General features: G+C 63.8%; 11 protein-coding genes and 1 tRNA gene. 5 read left to right on the top strand and 7 right to left on the bottom strand.

The features are described 5' to 3' along the window. Position 1: 1 nt before the first annotated feature. Positions 2-4,249, bottom strand: coding sequence for a strawberry notch-like NTP hydrolase domain-containing protein (locus J2S32_RS12365; RefSeq protein WP_253521860.1), 4,248 nt, complete (start codon positions 4,247-4,249; stop codon positions 2-4). Positions 4,250-4,324: 75 nt separating this feature from the next. Then, positions 4,325-5,140 carry a DUF7146 domain-containing protein gene (locus J2S32_RS12360; RefSeq protein WP_253521858.1) on the bottom strand — a complete coding sequence of 272 codons (816 nt, stop codon included), beginning with the start codon at positions 5,138-5,140 and terminating at the stop codon, positions 4,325-4,327. 237 nt (positions 5,141-5,377) lie between these two features. Here J2S32_RS12360 and J2S32_RS12355 point away from each other — a divergent pair, with 237 nt between their 5' ends. From J2S32_RS12355 to J2S32_RS12345, 3 genes are all read left to right on the top strand, one after another. Next, on the top strand, positions 5,378-5,962 hold the full coding sequence (locus J2S32_RS12355) for a lytic transglycosylase domain-containing protein (protein WP_253521855.1): 585 nt from the start codon (positions 5,378-5,380) through the stop codon (positions 5,960-5,962). 64 nt (positions 5,963-6,026) lie between these two features. Continuing rightward, complete coding sequence (locus J2S32_RS12350; RefSeq protein WP_176267529.1) at positions 6,027-6,578, top strand: thermonuclease family protein; 552 nt, start codon at positions 6,027-6,029, stop codon at positions 6,576-6,578. Next, on the top strand, positions 6,569-6,763 hold the full coding sequence (locus J2S32_RS12345) for a DUF6961 family protein (RefSeq protein WP_176267530.1): 195 nt from the start codon (positions 6,569-6,571) through the stop codon (positions 6,761-6,763). The genes J2S32_RS12350 and J2S32_RS12345 overlap by 10 nt, the downstream gene beginning before the upstream one ends. Positions 6,764-6,899: 136 nt before the next feature. Here J2S32_RS12345 and J2S32_RS12340 read toward each other — a convergent pair whose 3' ends face one another. Together J2S32_RS12340 and J2S32_RS12335 are read right to left on the bottom strand one after the other, a co-directional pair. Then, positions 6,900-8,123, bottom strand: coding sequence for a tyrosine-type recombinase/integrase (locus J2S32_RS12340; RefSeq protein ID WP_253521852.1), 1,224 nt, complete (start codon positions 8,121-8,123; stop codon positions 6,900-6,902). 165 nt (positions 8,124-8,288) lie between these two features. Next, positions 8,289-8,375 (bottom strand) — tRNA-Leu (locus tag J2S32_RS12335). A 172-nt stretch (positions 8,376-8,547) separates the two neighbouring features. On the opposite strand from J2S32_RS12335, the gene J2S32_RS12330 reads away from it, so the two are divergent. Then, on the top strand, positions 8,548-9,498 hold the full coding sequence (locus J2S32_RS12330; RefSeq protein ID WP_253521849.1) for a complex I NDUFA9 subunit family protein: 951 nt from the start codon (positions 8,548-8,550) through the stop codon (positions 9,496-9,498). 1 nt (position 9,499) lies between these two features. Here J2S32_RS12330 and J2S32_RS12325 read toward each other — a convergent pair whose 3' ends face one another. From J2S32_RS12325 to J2S32_RS12315, 3 genes are all read right to left on the bottom strand, one after another. Beyond that, complete coding sequence (locus J2S32_RS12325) at positions 9,500-9,973, bottom strand: NfeD family protein (protein WP_253521847.1); 474 nt, start codon at positions 9,971-9,973, stop codon at positions 9,500-9,502. A gap of 11 nt (positions 9,974-9,984) precedes the next feature. Beyond that, positions 9,985-10,992, bottom strand: coding sequence for an SPFH domain-containing protein (locus J2S32_RS12320; RefSeq protein ID WP_253521845.1), 1,008 nt, complete (start codon positions 10,990-10,992; stop codon positions 9,985-9,987). Between the two features lie 62 nt (positions 10,993-11,054). Further along, a complete protein-coding gene (locus tag J2S32_RS12315) occupies positions 11,055-11,924 on the bottom strand; it encodes a dienelactone hydrolase family protein (protein WP_253521843.1) in 870 nt (289 codons plus the stop codon). A 125-nt stretch (positions 11,925-12,049) separates the two neighbouring features. Here J2S32_RS12315 and J2S32_RS12310 point away from each other — a divergent pair, with 125 nt between their 5' ends. Further along, a complete protein-coding gene (locus J2S32_RS12310) occupies positions 12,050-14,224 on the top strand; it encodes a PQQ-dependent dehydrogenase, methanol/ethanol family (protein WP_437181924.1) in 2,175 nt (724 codons plus the stop codon). The last annotated feature ends 1 nt before the right edge of the window (position 14,225 follow it).

Raw genomic sequence — 14,225 nt, 5'->3', positions numbered from 1 at the left:
ATCAGGCGGCAAGCGCGGGGAGGACCGACGAAGCTCTCGAAACCGGGACAAACAGCCGCGTGCGGTAGCGGATGATCTCGGTGAAGCAGCCCTTGCCCTTGTACCAGTCGAGGCGATCCGGCGAGAATCCGGTCAGTTCAAGGCGCTGTTCGCCGCCGACCAGCGATCGCTTGACGGTCAAGGCATCGTGGCTTGCGAGGACCAGCGGCTTTCCGCTTGAGAGGACCAGGTCGCCGATCTGCTCTGCAGCTGGCCCGGTAACTCCGCAAAGGCCAAAGGTATCGGCAATTGCCGCGAGATCGACATCGAGCACTTCGCGCCCGATGATCGACTGGCCGTCCTCGGCAACGAGCCGGGTGACGCGGACATGATCGCCGGGAAGGCGCTTCCAAACCGGAAGCAGAAGTCCGGTGGCGAGATGGACGCGCTCGGTGACCGATGATTTGGCCGCCTCTTCTTCCTCGGTCCGCCAGGTGCTGGTGAATGCGGTGACGCCAATTTCTTCCCAGTGGCTCTCGGCGAGTGCCTCAAGGGTCCAGTTCGCGGACTTGAGCGGGCGCAGCAGGCGCCGGCGTTCGATCACGGCCCCGTCGTCGGCGATGAGGCGACGGGCTGGAACCGACAGCGCGACCTTGCCTGACCGCATATTGCGCATCGGGATCGCGTGCCGACTGCCGATCTCGTGCATCCGCACCAGGCGCTGCAATCGCAGAGGCCGAAGGTGCCTCGTCACTTCGAGCGAGACGAGGCGGGTCTCGGCTCCGGTCACGGGATCGGTGCGCAGGAGTTCATCGGCGAGGACCGTGAAGCGATCGACCCTCACGGTCTCCAGTCCCTGGTCGAGCGTTCCGGCCTCGCGCGCAGCTTCAATCCGCGCTTCGACGAGGCCGAGATATTCGTCGAAGATCGCGTTCTGGAGTGCGATCGGTAGCGCGAGGATGCGGTTGAGCCAACGCTGGATCGTCGGGAGATTGTCGGTCAGTCCGCCATCGGGGTTTTCAAGGCGGAGGCCGGTACGTTCGACGAAGTTGCCGAAGGTGGTGGCTTCGAGCTTGCCGTCATAGAGCAGCTGGAACCAGCGGCTGAGCGCGTCGCGCGCATAGTCGCTTTCGAGATTGTCTGCCGGGTCGAACAGGTTCTGCCCGCCGGTCTGGCGCTGGCCGCGCGTCAGCGCACCCAAGGCATCGAGCCTGCGCGCAATGGTCGAGATGAACCGGCGTTCGCCCTTCACGTCGGTGGTCACCGGTCGGAACAGCGGGGCCGAGGCCTGGTTGGTGCGGTTGGTGCGGCCGAGCCCCTGGATAGCGTTGTCGGCCCGCCAGCCCGGCTCGAGCAGGAAATGGACTCGGCGCTGCTGGTTCTTCGCATGAAGGTCGGCATGGTAGGATCGTCCCGTCCCGCCCGCATCCGAGAAGACGAGGATGCGTTTGGTCCCGTCCATGAAGCTTTGCGCTTCGGCGACATTGGCGCTGGGGCTTCGCCGTTCGAGCCTCTGCTGACCATCGCGCCCCAGGACCAGCCTGCGGGTCCGACCCGTGACTTCGGCCACGGCTTCGGCTCCAAAGTGTTCAATGATCGCATCGAGCGCAGTGGCGATGGGCGGCAGCGCGCAGAGCTGCTCGATCAGCGCATCGCGCGCGGCCATGGCGCGCGGGCAGAAAACGGGATTGCCCAGCTCATCGCTCATCGCCTCGGAGCGAATATTGCCGTCCTCGTCGGCGAAGACCTGCATCAGGCGCACCGGAAAGCTCTTGGTAAGGTAATCGATAACGTATTCGCGCGGGGACAGATCGATATCGAGCGCTTCACGCTCCTCGTCGGAGAGGTCGGCAAGGCGCCGGTCGAGCATCGCCTCGGCGGTCGAGACCAGCTGCACGACTACCGAATGGTCTTCGCCAAGCGCCGCTTCCATCGCCGGAATCAGGCTGGGCAGCTTCATCGAGAGCAGGAGCTGGGCAAAAAATCGCTGCTTGGTGCCTTCGAAGATCGAAAGCGCTGCCGCCTTGGCATTCCGGTTGAGCGTATCGCCGCTGTCCTCATCGACCACACGGGTCGCCTCGAGCGCGGCTTCGAGATTGCGGTGAATGATCGCCCAGGCATCAGCATAGGCGTCGTAGATCCGCACCTGCGCTTCGGTCAGGCAGTGCTCTAAGATCTCGTACTCGACCCCGGCGAAGGACAGCGCACGGGCAAGATAGAGCCCCTGGGCCTTGAGATCACGGGCGACGAGCTCCATCGCCGCGACGCCGCCAGCGCGGATCTCGGTCATGAATGCCTCGTGGGTCGGAAAAGCGGTCTCGGGTCCCCAAAGGCCGAGGCGGGAAGTGTAACCGAGGTTGGCGATATCCGAAGCGCCAGTGGCAGACGCGTAGAGCACGCGGGCGCGCGGGAGATGGTTCTGCAGCCTGAGGCCCGCCATCCCTTGTTCGGAGCCCTTGACCTTGCCGCGGATTGAAGAGCCCCCGAGCGCATTAGCCATCGCATGGGCTTCGTCGAAAGCGATCACGCCGTCGAAATCCTCGCCCGCCCAGGCAAGGATCTGGTCGAGCCGCGTATCCTCGGCGCGGCCCGAGCGCAGCGTCGGATAGGTGACGAAGAGGATGCCTTCGGACATCTTTACGGGCTGGCCGAGTTTCCAGCGCGAGAGCGGCTGGAGATCGAGCGGCAGCCCGCCAAGGGCTTCCCAGTCGCGGCGTGCATCTTCGAGCAGCGCCTCGTTCTTGGTGATCCAGACATGTCGGCGCTCGCCTGCGAGCCAGCGATCCATGATGACCGCGGCGATCTGCCGTCCTTTGCCCGCTCCGGTTCCGTCGCCGAGGAAGAAGCCTTGGCGGTAGGAGTCTCCGTCCTCGGAGAGTTCCAGCGAGGTGCCTTCCTGGCTCACCTTGAACTGACCCGGAAGATCGCGCGCAAATGCCTGGGCAGCGTAGACCAGTGTCTCGCATTGCGCTTCGGACAGCAGGCCATCGGCCTGCCAACATGCGGGAAGGCGCGGGCAAACATCGGGCTGCGGTGCCGCGACCGAACCCATGGCGACCGATTCCACGAGCGGGGTGGGATGGGCCGGCGCATTCTCGAAGGCGATGCGGCTAGGCCGGTAAGGCAGGTAGATGCCGGTCTGTTCGAGCACCGGCGCGGGTTCGGCGAGGACCGAATAGGCAAGATCGATCGCATTCGCCCTGGCTGCTGCTGTCGCTGCGAAAGGAGCCATTGGCCGGACCGGCGCGCGGTGCGTTGAGATCTTGCCAACAAGGCGCACTGGCTTCCCGATTGGCAGGCGATGGATGTTGGTGGAGGTTTCTACGCGTGGCGGAAGCGCGTTGAGCAGCTCGTGGAGCGAGATGAGGTCGGCAGTATCTCCGGTGATCGCAGGCGAGGACGCAGTCGGCGTCTTGTCGAACACAACCAGGCGAACAGCGATCCCCGTCCCTGTCCGGCGAAACATCTGCTGCAGCCGGACATCGAGGAGCAGCGACGCTTCGTCCTGTGCCTTGGCGAAAGTGGAAGCATCGAATCCTTCGGGCATGATCGCGACAATTCTCGCCCCATTGGCAGCGGCCCGGATCGCACTGCGCAGGTGACGCATGGCCGTCTCACCGTCCTTGCCGCGTTCCTGGCTTCGGGCGAACGGCGGGTTCATCAGCACGACCGAAGGAACAGGGCCGCGAATCAGGTCGGCGATTAGTTCCCCGTCATGCGCGGTAATCGCGGCCGAAGGGAAGATGTGACCCAAGCTGTCTCGTCTCACAGGATCTATCTCGTTGAGGACCAACAAGGCGTTCCGAACGTTGCCCCACAGCGCAAGGGCACCATTGCCTGCGGACGGATCGAGTAGGGTGTCTTGCGCAGAGACAGCTGCGGCCTTCGCCATCAGCCAGGCCAGCATTGGCGGGGTCGAGAACTGCTGGAGCTCGACCTGTGCTTCGCTGCGCACATGCCGCGGCGGCAAGGCTGCTTCGAGCCAGTCGAACCGCGCTTCCGCTTCGTGCACGTTCGTCGCCAGATCGATCCGTGAGGACTCTCGAAGCCAGAGCAGTGCACCGATCTCGACCGCGTTGTTGTAGTCGTCGATGGTCCAGGCACCTCCCCAGTCCAGAACACCGGTCTCTTCGGCGAACAGCCCGGAAATGTCGGTACGGGTAAGATGACGTCCCGAAGCGAGAAGCGCGGCAACTCGGGTGCCGATGGCATAGGCCAGGCGCATTGACGGCAACTGCTCGTCGGCGGGAAACAGGTCTGATTGAAACATGGCAATTCGTCCTCCTGATGAAGGCATCGGGACACGCCCTCTGCCGGATCAGGAATTCGAGAAGCTCTCTCTCCTCTACCGCGCCGCCTTGCGGCGCAGCCATGCTGTAAGTTCATCGTTCCAGTCGGTGTCGCGTGAGGATGGTTTGCGAACGTGGATCGTCCGCCCATCGCGGGCATAAGCGGCTAGGCCACGCGACGCGGCCAGCTCGCCGCCAGCATCGTGATCGACGAAGAGGTGAAGCTCGGTCACGCTCTCAGGCACGCTGACGAGACCGAAGCGCTCATTGCCCAGGGTCGCCCAGACGGGAATGCCGGTGAGAGCATAGGCCGACATCGCGCTCTCGACCCCCTCGGCAAGGCCAAGCTTGCCGGAAACTGGAGCGAAGAGACGAACAGCAGCTTCACCGAGCGCGCCGAGCGCGCGTTTCGGCTTTTCGAAAGCGGCCTTGCCTGAAGCCTCGGTAGACAGGAACGTGCGGTGGATGGCGATCGGGCCCTCGCCGAGGCTGACTGCCGCGATCATGGCGGGCAGAAAACGGGCCCGTCCTTTCGGGCCAAGCGGCGTTCGTGGATGGAAGCGGAGCGCCGGAGATGCGGCGAGGATGCCGCGGCTTTCAAGATATGCCTTTGCCGGACTGGCACGCAGTGGCTGTGCATCGCGCCAGATCCTCAGCGCTGCCGCCGAAGGTTTGCGGGTGCTGGTCGATTCGGGCTCGTTGGTGGTCGCAGAACCTGAAAAAAGCGCCGGTGCCTCGAAACCTTCACGCGCCAATGCAGACAATACGCTCTGCTGATCGCATCCCGCAAAGCAATGGAAAAGGATAGCCTGTCGACCGAGCGACACACCGAGTGACGGCGTGCGGTCATCATGCGCAGGGCAGCAGGCCATGCCCCTTGTGCCTGACCATTTGCCCCCTCGCGATTCACAAATGCGACGGGCGGTCCCGGCAAGCGACCGGTTGGGATGAGCTTGGACAGACAGGGACATGCGAGCTCCTCAGCAAGCAAAGTGGCCCCCTCATCAGCGTTCCTCTCCTCTCCCGAAGGCAGGCATTCGCTGCTTTCCTACAGGCATATGTTCTACTTATGTTCTATATCGATTCGAATCAATGGAGCACCACTCGAGATGACCCGCCTCAATCGTCGGACCGCGATAGCGGTCGCCTGTTTGGGAATGATCGCGACCTCCTCTCAGCAAGTCCGCGCCCAGGATTTCACCTTGTTCGAACACGCGGTCGTTCCGCCGAAGACGGACCAGCAGCCGGCAAGGCAATATCTTCCTGCAATCTACCAGGCCGAGCCAGCAAACATATCCTATCGGGAAAGCCTGTATATGGCGGCGATAGCCGAGGCTGAGCGCCGTTACGGGCTTCCGACCAACCTGCTTCGTGCTCTTATCTGGGCTGAATCCCGCTTTAATCCGATGGCTGTGAGTCCAGCCGGTGCTGCCGGGCTGGCGCAGCTTATGCCGGCCACGGCGCGCGAACTGGGCGTCCGGAACCGTCATGACCCTCTTGCATCGATCGACGGTGGCGCCCGGTATCTTCGCGATATGTTGGACCGGTTCGACGCGGTCCACCTGGCCTTGGCTGCTTACAATGCGGGCCCAGGTGCCGTCTCCCGATCACGCGGCATTCCCAGCAACGGTGAAACACCGCAATATGTCCGGTCCGTGTTGGGACGTTGGCAAGCAATTGGTACGTACAATTGACGAAACTGCCTGATTTCCGGCTATTGTCTGAAATCATGTGCCGGAATGAAAACGGACAACGCTAGTGAATGAGACCCCCGGTGAGCCGTTCGATTTTCGCAAGTCGTTGAAGGCACAGAAGCGCCGGAAGCTGAGAAAGGAGATCGCGTTGGGATTGGGAGCATTCGCGATCGTATTTGCTGGAGGGATGCTGGCACTCACCTGGCCAGTCCATGATGCCAGCATTGCTAACGACGATCAGCAGCCTCAAACTTTATTCCAGCAAGCGAGCTTCCCACAATTCGACATTTGCGGATCCGTCCGGCGCACATGCGTCGTGGATGGAGATACCTTCTGGCTTGATGGCGTAAAGATCCGCATTGCTGACATCGATACACCAGAGATCAGCGAGCCTCGTTGCGATTATGAATACCAACTCGGCATGCGCGCGACGCATCGCCTTGTCGAATTGCTCAATGGCGGACCCTTTGAACTGAGGACCATCGGAAGCAGAGATGAGGATCAGTACGGTCGTAAACTGCGGGTCGTAACGCGCGGCGGCCGCTCGCTTGGCGATCAGTTGGTCAGCGAAGGGCTGGCGCGGACCTGGACCGGGCGACGTGAACCATGGTGCTGAACCGCGATCAAGAATTGTGGGCCGTTGCACTTTGGGTCGAAAAGAACCATGGCGAAGAGGGAGCCGCGTTTATCGCAAAGCAGATCCAGCGACTTTCCAACGAAGGGGACGAGGCAGGCATAGCAACGTGGAAGACTGTTGCTGAACGGTTCGATCAGCTTAGCTGCCAAAGCTCTGCGAACTGAGGCTCAGCACGATGCGGAAGTGGCTTAAAGTCTGGGGCATCAGAATTGAGTTCGCCTTGCTCGCGTCAGTGTCCCTGATAGGGCTCGTCCTGAGCCTTCAATCCTGCACTGGCTGAGAAGAAATTCGTTCTTCCGATCAACCATTCGCAAACTTTCCCATGATGACCTTTCCTCCTGTCCGGAGCTCATCGAGGTAGTCGCTCCACCATTGAGCCATGCGCACGCGCTCTTCCCAATGTTTGCCGCGATGGTAGATGCCACGCACAACATTGCTGTCGCCATGTGCCAGGGCACGCTCGATCGCATCGGGATTCCAAAGGCCCGACTCGTTCAGGAATGTCGATGCTGTCGCCCGGAGTCCATGCGCGGTGACTTCTTCCTTCGAATATCCCATGCGACGAAATGCGGCATTGAGCGTGTTTTCACTCATGGGACGCTTGGAGCTGCGCGCAGACGGGAAGACATATCCTTCGCGGCCGAGCATCTCGGCCAGGTCTGTGAGATAACCTCTAACTTGCTTGGACAGCGGGACGGCATGCGCTCGGCGCGCTTTCATTTTACCGGCAGGGATCTTCCAGACCCCATCGACCAGGTCGATCTCATGCCATTCGGCGTGGCGGAGTTCGCCGGGACGTACGAACACATGCGGCGCGATCTGCAAAGCAAACTTGGTCACCATGTAGTCAGTGAAGTCGTCGATTGCGCGCAGCAGCCCGCCTAGCTCGGTGGGCTCGAGGATTGCTGCATAATGCGTGGCTCTCGGCGTTACGAGAGCGCCCTTCAGCATACTGGTCGGATCGGATTTGCAGCGGGTGGTAGCGACACCGTAACGAAACACGCGGCCTGCGAACGAGCGGCATTTCTTCGCAGTCTCGTGCTTACCAGTGGCTTCCAGTCGTTTCAGAGGAGCCAGGACTTCGAACGGCTCGATCTCGTGGATGGGTCGGTTACCGATGGCAGGCGCAAGCTTGTCGAGGAAATAATTGGCCTTGACGATCGTGCCATCGGCGCGGCCATTCTGGACCATCATCTGCTCGATATATTCACGCGCGACTGCCTCGAACGTCTGTGCAGAAAGGAACTCGGCGCGGATTTTCCGCTTCCGCTTCTCAAAGGCCGGGTCGCCCCCAGAAGCAACAGCTCGTCGTGCCTCGTAGGCTGCGTCTCGGGCTTGCTTGAGGCTGATGTCAGGATAGCTGCCGATGCAGAGCTTCTTTTGCGCACCACCGATCCGGTATCGGAATCGCCAAAGCTTGCTGCCGGTCGGCGTGACCTCGACATATAGGCCGCGCTCATCGGTTACCTTGTACGGTTTGTCCTTGGGCTTGAGAGCGCGGAGGCGAGTATCTGTCAGCGGCATGTGGGGGCCTTTTCATCTGGGCCTTTGCGAAACGGCCTCAAAAGGCCCACAAAAGTGTCTGGAACCCCCGAGAACAGGCGGGACGATCCGGAACGATCCAAGGGCCAAATCCCTAGGATTTCTGCGGGTTTTATAGATTATTTGGGAGAACGTGAGAAGAACAAATGGTGCCCAGAAGAGGACTCGAACCTCCACACCCTTGCGGATACATGCACCTGAAGCATGCGCGTCTACCAATTCCGCCATCTGGGCACACTGTCGCTGGCCGGTCGTCGTAGCACGGCTGCGGGTAGGCGCGGGCCACTAGCGAAGCAGTGGCTTACCTGTCAACGCCTTTCACACCCGCCGGAACGCTTGCGGCGCAGCGGGGGTTGAGGCTAGGGGCGTGGCGACACTTCTCCCTTCGAGGAAACAGGCGAATACCATGGCGAAAAGCGGTGCGTTGAACGGCAGACTGGTAGTGCTGATGGGCGGTAGCGGCTTTATCGGCAATTACGTGGCGCAGGCGCTGCTCGAGCGCGGTGCGCGGGTGCGGATCGCCAGCCGCAATCCCGAAAAGGCGTTCAAGCTCAAGCCGCTCGCCAACCTCGGCCAGATGCAGTTCGCGCGCTGCGATGCGAGCGATCGCCAGTCGGTCGAGCGCTGCCTCGTGGGCGCGGATGCGGTGATCAACCTGGTGGGCGCGTTTGGCGGCAATCTGCGCCGGCTGATGGGCGAAGCGCCTGGCTGGATGGCCGAGGCCGCCGCGAAGGAAGGCGCCAGCGCGTTCGTCCATGTCAGCGCGATCGCAGCAGAGCCCGAGGAGGGTACCGAGATCGAATATGCCGCGGCCAAGAAGCTGGGCGAGGAGCGCGTGCTTGCCGCTTTCCCCAAGGCGACCATCCTGCGTCCGAGCATATTGTTCGGTAAGGACGACAATTTCATCAACATGTTCGCCGGGCTAATTTCGGCGCTGCCCGTGCTGCCGGTCTTCGCCCCCGAAGCGAAGCTGCAGCCGGTCTATGTCGACGATGTCGCTGAAGCGGCGGTGCGCGCGCTCGAGGACCCGGCCACATTCGGCGGCAAGACCTACGAGCTGGGCGGGCCCGAGCAGATGTCGATGATGCAGATCAACGAAGCGATCGCCGCCGCGCAGCAGCGCAAGCGCACTTTCCTGGCGATGCCCGATGCGCTTTCGGCGACCTTCGCCGCGCTGCCGGGCACACCGATGGGCAGCGACCAGTGGAAGCTGCTCAAGCAGGGCAATGTCGTCTCGGGCGAGTTTCCGGGTTTCGCGAAGCTGGGCATCGAGCCCAAGCCGCTGGGCCTGTTCCTCGACAAATGGATGGTGCGCTACCGCAAGCACGGCCGCTTCACCGAAGCGCTCAACGGCTGAGCTAGGCCTCGCCCCCGGGCGGGCTATCGCCTTCGAGCAGCGCAACCGGCTCGACCAGCAGTTCGGCGCCATTGCTGCCGATGATGCGCACGCGCGCACCCGCCGCGGTATCCGCACCGCGCGCAATCCATTCGCTATCGCCCACCTTCACCCGGCCCGAGCCGCTTTCGATCGCCTGCGTCACCAGTGCGGTTTCGCCGTGGAGCCGGCCGACGCGGTTGTTGAGCAACGGGTCGGAGGAGCTGACCGGGCGGTCGCGCAGCCAGCGCTTTGCCGAAAAGGCGAGGATCAGCGAGAGCGACAGCCAGGCGACGATCTGCAGCGCCAGCGGGGGCGCCGAGACGAAGGCCAGCACTGCGATGCCCAGCGCCGCCATCGCCAGCCAGATCAGATAGACCCCGGGCACGACCATCTCGAGAGTGGCCAGGGCGAGGCCGAGGATCAGCCAGATCCAGTAGGATTCGATGCCATCCATCGCAATTCCGCTCAATCGCCGCGCGAACGCGGGACGCTGCTGCGGCGCGGCGATGCGGTATCGCGGCCGGCGGGGATCGGCATACCGCTGTCCACCGTGCCCTCGACACCGTCGAACGTGCCCTTGATCAGTTCGCCGATACCGCCGAGCGAGCCGATCAGCTGGGTCGCCTCGACCGGGAACAGGATGGTCTTGGCATTGGGGCTGTCGGCGAACTTGCCCACTGCCTTGGTGTATTCCTGCGCGATGAAGTAATTGATCGCCTGGTTGCCCGAGGAGGCGATGGCGTTGGAAACCATCTCGGTCGCCTTGGCTTCGGCCTGCGCCGCGCGCTCGCGCGCTTCGGCATCGCGGAACTGCGCCTCGCGCTTGCCCTCGGCTTCGAGGATGGCGGATTGCTTGCGACCCTCGGCGCGCAGGATCGAGCTGGTCTTGTCGCCTTCGGCTTCGAGGATTTCGGCACGCTTGAGGCGTTCGGCCTTCATCTGCCGCGCCATGGCTTCGGAGATATCGACCGGCGGGCGGATGTCCTTGATCTCGACGCGGGTGATCTTGATCCCCCAGGGCGAGGTGGCGTGATCGACCACGCTGAGCAGCCGGGCGTTGATCTCGTCCCGCTTCGACAGGGTCTCGTCGAGGTCCATCGAACCCATCACCGTGCGTAGATTGGTGGTCGTCAGCGCCAGGATCGCATTGTGGAGGCCCGACACCTCGTAAGCCGCCTTGCCCGCATCGAGCACCTGGAAGAACACCACCGCATCCACGCCGACCATGGCGTTGTCCTTGGTGATGATTTCCTGCCCCGGAATATCGAGCACCTGCTCCATCATGTTGATCTTGTGACCGACGCGATCGATGAAGGGATAGATGATGTGCAGGCCGGGATCGGCGGCAAGGTGATATTTCCCGAGCCGTTCGATGGTGTAGACGAAGCCCTGTTTCACGATGCGCACGCCCATCACCAGGAACATGACAACGACCAGGACCAGCAGCATCAGGACAAGCGTACCACCAAGCATCACGACCCTCCTCTATTCGCCCGCATCGTAGCGCGCGTGGGGCTGGCGGCAAGCGAAAGCGGTCAGAGCGCCGCGGCGTAGGTTGCCAGCAAGCGCGCCCAGGCCCGCTCGGCCTCGGCCTCGTCGTAGGACGGCGAATCGGGCACGCACCAGCCGTGGTCGGCGGGATAGACCTCGACCTCCGCCGCCGCGCCCACCGCCTCGGCGGCCGCGCGGAATTCGGTCTTGGCCTGAGGCTCCTTGGTATCGTCGTTCTGCGCGATCGCGATCAGATAATGGGCGTCCTCGCGCAGCATGCGGTGCGGGCTGTCCGCGCCCTCGCGCACCAGCCCGCCGCCATGGAAACTGCCCGCCGCTTTCATCCGCGGCACTGCAGCCGTGCTCCACACGGTAAAGGGCCCGCCCATGCAATAGCCCTGCGTGCCGATCCCGCGCGCGGTATCGACGGCGTCCTGCGTATCGAGCCATGCAGTGGCGGCGCGCGCATCGGCCTGGATCGCTTCCGCATCGAGCTTGGCGCGCCACTGGCGCGCCTTGTCCCAGCCGCCATTGCCCGCGAAATCGGCGAAGTCGGCGAACTGCTCGCCTGCAACATCGCGGTAATAGGGATTGGCGACGAACACGGCATAGCCCGCGCCCGCCAGCCGCCGCGCCATCTGCCGCTTCGCTTCGCGCAGCCCGGCGATGTCGGGCCAGAACAGCACAAGCGGGCCGGTCTTGTCCGCGGGATGCACGAAGAACCCGTCCATCGTCCCGCCGGGTGCGGCAAAGCTGACCATGCGTTCGGTCAGCCCGCCTGCCTCCGCCGGACGATCGACATTGGCATCGACCGGCGCGCAGGCCGCCACGCCCGCCGCCATCGCACCGCCGCCGAAGGCCCGGCGCGAAACCTTGCCGCGCGCCCAGCGCGCCAGATCCTGTTCATCGCACATCGCTCGTCTCTCCTCGCAGTCCCGTTCGCGCCGATCCTCGCAGGGTGCAGCCTTATGGACAAGCCCGCGCATCGTCGGCAGGATAGGTTTCATAGAGCGACGCAAATGTCGCCGGGGAGAGGATAATGCGAGGGATCGGTTGGGCGGCAGTGGCCGCGCTGGGGTTTTGCGGGACGCTGGCTGGCTGCAAGATGGGTGCCGCGGACGCACCCGAAGGCGGGGTCGACACCGTCCGGCTGGTCAATGCAGGCAAGGACCCGGCCAACTGGATCACGCATGGTGGCAGCTATGCCGAACAGCGCTTCTCGCCGCTCGACCAGATAGACCGCGACAGCGTGGGCGACCTCGGGCTCGCGTGGTTCTCCGACATGGACACCGCGCGCGGGCAGGAAGCGACCCCGCTGGTGATGGACGGCAAGCTCTATGTCACCACCGCGTGGAGCAAGGTCTTCGCCTATGACGCCGCGACGGGCGAGCCGCTGTGGAGCTACGATCCCGAAGTGCCGGGCGAAACCGGGGTCAAGGCGTGCTGCGACGTGGTCAATCGCGGTCTGGCGGCATGGGGCGAGCACCTGTTCCTCGGCACGCTCGACGGGCGGCTGGTCGCGCTCGACCGCGATACCGGCGCGGTGGCGTGGGAGAAGGTTACGGTCGACCAGGACAAGAGCTACACCATCACCGGCGCGCCGCGCGTGGTCGATGGCAAGGTGCTGATCGGCAATGGCGGCGCCGAGTTCGGCGTGCGCGGCTATATCGCCGCCTATGACGCCGAGGACGGGGAGGAGCTGTGGCGCTTCTACACCGTGCCCGGCGACGAGGGCGATGACGCGCCCGACTATCTCACGGCGGCGACCGAAACCTGGAGCGGCGACGCGCTGGCGGGCGAGGACGGAATTGGCGGCGGCGGCACGGTGTGGGATTCGATGGCCTACGATCCCGAGCTCGACCTGCTCTATTTCGGGGTCGGCAACGGATCCCCGTGGAACCGCGCCTATCGCAGCCCCGGAGCAGACGGGCGCGGCGAAGGCGACAATCTCTATCTTTCGAGCATTGTCGCAATCCGCCCCGCTACGGGCGAATATGTCTGGCACTACCAGACCACGCCGGGCGAAACCTGGGACTACACCGCCACGCAGCACATCGTGCTGGCCGATATGGAAATCGACGGGCGCAGCCGGCAGGTGCTGATGCAGGCGCCCAAGAACGGCTATTTCTACGTGCTCGACCGCGCGACGGGTGAGTTCATTTCGGCCGAGCCCTATATCCCGCTCAACTGGTCGACCGGGATGAGCGAGGATGGCCGCCCGCAGATGAACCCCGAAACGCGGATCGACATCACCGGCCAGCCCGCGCTGGTGATGCCCGGGCCGCTGGGCGGGCACAACTGGCACCCGATGGCGTACCACCCGGGCGAGAATCTCGTCTACATCCCGGCATTCGAAGCCGCGATGCTCTATGCCCCTGAAGCAAACTGGAAGCCCGACCGCGCGCGCGGGTTCAACATCGGCTTCGATCTGGGCGCAGGCGATCTGCCGCCCGATCTGGGCATCCGCCGCGAGGTGCAGGGCACGATCAAGGGCAAGTTGGTGGCGTGGGACCCGGTCGCACAGGAAGCACGCTGGAGCGTCGAGCACCCGGGCCCGTGGAACGGCGGCTTGCTGGCGACTGGCGGCGGGCTGGTCTTCCAAGGCAATTCGGGCAGCGAGTTTGCCGCCTATAATTCGGCCAATGGCGAACGGCTGTGGAGTTTCGCCGCGCAGACCGGTGTGGTCGCCCCGCCGATCACCTACACCGTGAATGGCGAACAATATGTCGCCGTGCTGGCCGGCTGGGGCGGCGCCTTTGCGATTTCCGCCGATGGCGCGCTGATCGACAATATGCGCCCCGTGCGCAACATCAGCCGCCTGCTGGTGTTCAAGCTGGGCGGCACCGCCGCCCTGCCCGAAGAACCCGACTTCACGCTCGCCGCGCTCGACCCGCCGCCGTCGCGCGCGAGTGCCGTGACCCTTGCGCTGGGGGGCAGCAAATACGCCCGCTATTGCGCGGTCTGCCATGCGCCGGGCGCGGTGGGATCGACCGAATTGCCAGACCTGCGCCGCTCGGGCGCGCTGGAGAACCGGACCGCCTGGCTGCAGATCGTCCATGGCGGCGCGCTGAGCGACAACGGCATGGCGAGCTTCGCACCCTCGCTATCCGAGGACGAGGTCGAAGCGATCCGCCAATATGTCATCAAGCGCGCCAATGAGGACAAGGCGATGGAGGCCGAACGCGCCAAGACCCGCGTCGCTGCCGCACGCTGAG

It is taken from the genome of Qipengyuania citrea, assembly GCF_024171405.1.
Classification (GTDB): Bacteria; Pseudomonadota; Alphaproteobacteria; order Sphingomonadales; family Sphingomonadaceae; genus Qipengyuania; species Qipengyuania profunda.
Note: the sequence above shows the minus strand (reverse complement) of the source record. Positions and strands in the feature narration are given on the sequence as shown.

Excerpts from the sequence above, each read along its gene's own strand:
- J2S32_RS12365 (WP_253521860.1), bottom strand. The coding sequence starts at position 4,249 with ATGTTTCAATCAGACCTGTTTCCCGCCGACGAGCAGTTGCCGTCAATG.
- J2S32_RS12360 (WP_253521858.1), bottom strand. The coding sequence starts at position 5,140 with ATGGCCTGCTGCCCTGCGCATGATGACCGCACGCCGTCACTCGGTGTG.
- J2S32_RS12355 (WP_253521855.1), top strand. The coding sequence starts at position 5,378 with ATGACCCGCCTCAATCGTCGGACCGCGATAGCGGTCGCCTGTTTGGGA.
- J2S32_RS12345 (WP_176267530.1), top strand. The coding sequence starts at position 6,569 with ATGGTGCTGAACCGCGATCAAGAATTGTGGGCCGTTGCACTTTGGGTC.
- J2S32_RS12340 (WP_253521852.1), bottom strand. The coding sequence starts at position 8,123 with ATGCCGCTGACAGATACTCGCCTCCGCGCTCTCAAGCCCAAGGACAAA.
- J2S32_RS12330 (WP_253521849.1), top strand. The coding sequence starts at position 8,548 with ATGGCGAAAAGCGGTGCGTTGAACGGCAGACTGGTAGTGCTGATGGGC.
- J2S32_RS12325 (WP_253521847.1), bottom strand. The coding sequence starts at position 9,973 with ATGGATGGCATCGAATCCTACTGGATCTGGCTGATCCTCGGCCTCGCC.
- J2S32_RS12320 (WP_253521845.1), bottom strand. The coding sequence starts at position 10,992 with ATGCTTGGTGGTACGCTTGTCCTGATGCTGCTGGTCCTGGTCGTTGTC.
- J2S32_RS12315 (WP_253521843.1), bottom strand. The coding sequence starts at position 11,924 with ATGTGCGATGAACAGGATCTGGCGCGCTGGGCGCGCGGCAAGGTTTCG.
- J2S32_RS12310 (WP_437181924.1), top strand. The coding sequence starts at position 12,050 with ATGCGAGGGATCGGTTGGGCGGCAGTGGCCGCGCTGGGGTTTTGCGGG.